General features: G+C 27.0%; 1 protein-coding gene. It reads left to right on the top strand.

Going from position 1 to position 1,492, the window contains the following annotated elements; translation table 11 throughout:
- Window positions 1-1,458, top strand: a 1,458-nt coding sequence (locus CQA69_RS08820; protein WP_137621399.1) for an amino acid adenylation domain-containing protein, incomplete at its 5' end; no start/stop codon positions are given.
- Window positions 1,459-1,492: the final 34 nt, after the last annotated feature.

The following is a 1,492-nucleotide window of genomic DNA, read 5'->3' on the forward strand; positions in this document are numbered from 1 at the left end:
TTTAGTGAAAAAATAGCCTTTGTTGAACCTTTTGCTAAAAAAGAAATCACCTATAAAGAATTTGATCTTTATTCTAAAAAAGTTGCTAGTGAAATTCTAAGAACTTTAGATACTGATACCCTACCTTTACAAAAAGCCATTCTTATTATATTACCTAAAGGCATTGATTGTTTGATTTCTTTCTTTGGTGTAGCCTTAAGTGGAAACTTTTATACACTCTTAGATGAAAAAAGTCCTAAAGAAAGAATAGAAAAAGTTATAGAAGTTTTAAAACCAAAACTTCTAATCACCTCTAAAGAATTAAAATTAAATTTAAATTTACCTACTCTTTATACGCAAGATTTTCAAAGTTTTAATATCGATGAAAATCTAATCACTAAAGCTAAAGAAAAACACATCGATACTAATTTACTTTATGTGCTTTTTACAAGTGGAAGCACTGGAATTCCTAAAGGAGTAAGTATTGCTCATAAGAGTGTGATTGATTATACTTTTTGGTTTTGTGATGAATTTGATATCAATAAAAATGATATTTTAGCTAATCAAGTCCAATTTTATTTTGATGTTTCAGTTTCTGATATTATGGCAACTGTGTTTAAAGGTGCAACTTTGCACATTATCCCTAATCATATCTTTGCTTTTCCCGCTAAAGTATTACAATACTTAGAGCAAGAAAAGATTAGTACGATATTTTGGGTGCCTTCGGTGTTGATTTATTTTGCAAATGAAAAAGGCCTTAAAAAATATCCTTTAAATTCTCTCAAAAAAATACTCTTTGCAGGCGAAATTATGCCCAATAAACAATTAAACATTTGGAGAAAACATCTACCTCAAAGTTTATTTGCCAATCTTTATGGCCCTACTGAAATCACAATCATTGCTTGTTTTCATATCATCAACCGCCCTTTCAAAGATGATGAACTCTTACCCATAGGTAAAGCTTGTAAAAATACAGAACTTTTAGTTTTTGATGAAAATATGAATTATATAAGTCCTAAAGAAATAGGTAAAAAAGGAGAATTATATATAAGAGGAACTTCTTTATCCTTAGGATATTACAATGATAAAGAAAAAACCAAAAAAGCTTTTATACAAAATCCTTTACATGATAATTATTTAGATTTACTCTATAAAACAGGAGACATTGTTGCTTATAATGAATTTGAAGAATTATTATGTTATGGAAGAGCTGATAATCAGATTAAGTATATGGGTCATAGAATAGAATTAGGAGAAATAGAAAGTATTATTAATTCTCATGATAAAGTAAGAAACTCTGCTTGTATTTTTAAAGAAGAGATTATTTGTTTTTATGAGAGTAAAGAAGAGATTGATTTTAGAATATTTTTAAAAGATAAATTACCTCTTTATATGATACCTAAACATTTTAAAAGAATAGATAGTTTTAAACTTAATCAAAATGGCAAGATTGATAGAAATTATTATAAAGAACTTTAAGGAGAAACAATGGAAGAGATTAAACAGTTTTTTA

The sequence above is a fragment of the Campylobacter estrildidarum genome, assembly GCF_005406205.1.
GTDB classification, from domain to species: domain Bacteria; phylum Campylobacterota; class Campylobacteria; order Campylobacterales; family Campylobacteraceae; genus Campylobacter_D; species Campylobacter_D estrildidarum.